The sequence below is a fragment of the Microbacterium sp. Bi128 genome (assembly GCF_918698205.1).
Genome location: NZ_CAKKMM010000740.1, coordinates 1 through 2,503, shown reverse-complemented (window position 1 = coordinate 2,503; position 2,503 = coordinate 1). Strand labels below are relative to the sequence as shown.

At 69.5% G+C, this 2,503-nt stretch carries 2 protein-coding genes; both read right to left on the bottom strand.

What is annotated here, in order from left to right; all coding sequences use genetic code 11:
* Positions 1–309: 309 nt before the first annotated feature.
* On the bottom strand, positions 310–1,122 hold the full coding sequence (locus LQV45_RS25625; protein ID WP_230009447.1) for a bifunctional allantoicase/(S)-ureidoglycine aminohydrolase: 813 nt from the start codon (positions 1,120–1,122) through the stop codon (positions 310–312).
* Positions 1,119–2,405 (bottom strand): aldolase, encoded by a 1,287-nt coding sequence (locus tag LQV45_RS25620; RefSeq protein WP_230009449.1) that lies wholly within the window; start codon positions 2,403–2,405, stop codon positions 1,119–1,121. Before LQV45_RS25620 ends, LQV45_RS25625 begins: the two co-directional genes overlap by 4 nt.
* Positions 2,406–2,503: the final 98 nt, after the last annotated feature.

The following is a 2,503-nucleotide window of genomic DNA, read 5'->3' as shown; positions in this document are numbered from 1 at the left end:
GCCCACGAGTGCGCCGACCCCGAGGCCGATCAGCAGGCCCGTGAATGGCTTGTCGACGGTGGTGACTCCGATGGCGAAGCCGAGGGCCGCGCCAAGGAGCATTCCGATCCACAGGGATTCGTACTTCACAGCCTCAGGCTAGCAAGCATCGCCCGGGCCGCAAGGGCTCCGGGCTGGGTGACCAGATTTGGTGCCGAGGCGCGGCCGGCGGAACCACGGAGGAGTCCGCTCCGTCAGACGGGGCGGACTCCACTACGTGGATCGGTATGGGTGGATCGGTATTGGTGGATCGGTATTGGTGGATCGGTCTTAGGTCAGGCGGATCTGGCGGTTGACGTCCTTGTACAGCAGGTACCGGAAGTTGCCCGGACCGCCGGCGTAGCACGCCTGGGGGCAGAAGGCACGCAGCCACATGAAGTCGCCGGCCTCCACCTCCACCCAGTCGTCATTGAGCCGGTAGACGGCTTTGCCTTCCAGCACGAAGAGGCCGTGCTCCATGACGTGGGTTTCCGCGAAGGGGATGGAGGCGCCGGGCTTGAGGGTGACGATGTTGACGTGCATGTCGTGGGCGAGGTCCTCCGGGTCCACGAAACGCGTGGTGGCCCAGGCCCCGTCGGTGTCCGGCATCGCCCGCGGTGCGACGTCCTGGTCGCTGGTTACAAAGGATTTCGCCGTGTAGCCGTCCAGCGGCTCGTAGGCCTTCCGGATCCACTGGAAACTGGCGATCTCCCCGGACTCGTTCGCCACGGACCATTGGGCCCCCGCGGCGAGGTAGGCGTAGCCGCCCTCGCCCAGCCTGTGGATTTCCCCCTCAAGGGTCAGTGCCAGGGCGCCCTTGGTCAGGAAGATAACGCCTTCGACGCCGGCCTCCGGCTCGGGCTTTTCCGAACCTCCGCCCGGTCCCACCTCGACGATCAGCTGCGAGAACGTCGTGGCAAAACCGGCGATGGGCCGGGCCAGGATCCAGGAACGGGTGTTGGTCCAGCCGGGCAGTTTGCTCGTGACGATGTCCCGAAGCACGCCCTTCGGAATGACGGTGTAGGCCTCCTTGACCACGGCCCGGTCCGAGAGGATCTGGGTCTGCGGCGGAAGCCCGCCTTCGGGGTAGAAATAGTTGCTCATGGGTGCGTTCCTTTTGCTGAGGGAGTGGAGGTGTTGGCCAGCCGGGGGTGGGCCAGCGCGGTGAGTTCGGGGAGCCCGACGCCGGCCAGCGCCAGGACTTCTTCGGTGCCGACGGCGCCGCACTGGACGCCGCGAAGCACGAAGGCTGCCAGAGCCCGTGCGGTGGCGGGTTCATCCAGAACGCCGCCGGCGGTTTGGTCCACGTAATTGCGGAGCCGGGCAGCGGCGGCCGGGAGCCCTTGCCGGTAGAAGGCGTAGGTCGCGGCGAACCGGCTGGGCAGCTGGGCGGGGTGGAGGTCCCAGCCCTGGTAGTAGCCGCGTTCCAGCGAGCGGCGGACCAGCCGGCCGTGGAGCTGCCAGGCCTGCTCCACGTTCCCGCCCACCGGGATGATGTTGGTGGAGCCGTCGGAGAGCCGGATCCCGGTGCCGGCCGCGGCAAGCTGCATGACTTCTTTGGCAAAGTCCGCCACGGGATGTTCCATGGACTGGTATTCGGCGGAGATCTGCAGCGATGCTGAGTAGTCGTAGGTGCCGTAGTGCAGCCCGCTGATCCGGCCGGGCACCGCGTGCGGCAGGCGCGCCACCGGCGAGGTTCCGTCCGGGCCCAGGATGAGCTGCGGCGTTTCCACCTGCACCTCAAAGCGGAGCCGGCCCGCGGGGAGCGAGTGGACTTCCTCGAGCCGGGACACGGCGAAGGCCATGGCCTCCACCTGTGCCACCGTGGTGAGCTTGGGCAGGGTGAGGACGAGCCCGTCCGGCAGTTCGCCGGCCGTGGCCAGCTGCGAGACGAAGAGATCCAGGGTCCGCAGACCCCGGGCGCGGGTGCCAGCCTCGAAGCACTTGAAGCGGATCCCGATGAACGGCGGCGCGGTACCGGCGGCGACGGCGGCGGCCACGGCAGATGCCGCGGCGACAGCGGCGGCGTCCTCGGCGTCGTCGCCCCGGTCCCCGAACCCGTCCTCAAAGTCCAGACGGAGGTCCTCGATCGGCTCGCGTGAGAGCTTGGCCCGGACCCGCGGCGCGACGGCGGCGGCCAGTCCGGCTTCCTGGCCCTGCAGCGCGCACAGGCTTTCGACGCCGCCGCGGGCGTCCACCGCGGCGAGGCCCTGGGCGCCCCAGTCCGCGGCGAACTCCGGGCTGAAGCGGTCGGCCGGAACGTAGACGGTGTGCACCGGCTGGCGGGAGCCGTCGTCGCCCGGGTAGCTGCGCTCCAGCAGCCGGTCGGTGTCGGCGAGCTGCGCATCGATCCGGGCGAGGTCGGCCCCGGAGAGGGCCGGCGTCACCGGACCCTGACGCTGCAGATGGCTGCGTGGTTGCGGCCTGGCGCTGGCGGAGGTGGCTGCCATGCCTCAGCCCACCAGCTCGTACGCCGGCGTGGTGA

Excerpts from the sequence above, each read along its gene's own strand:
- LQV45_RS25625 (WP_230009447.1), bottom strand. The coding sequence starts at position 1,122 with ATGAGCAACTATTTCTACCCCGAAGGCGGGCTTCCGCCGCAGACCCAG.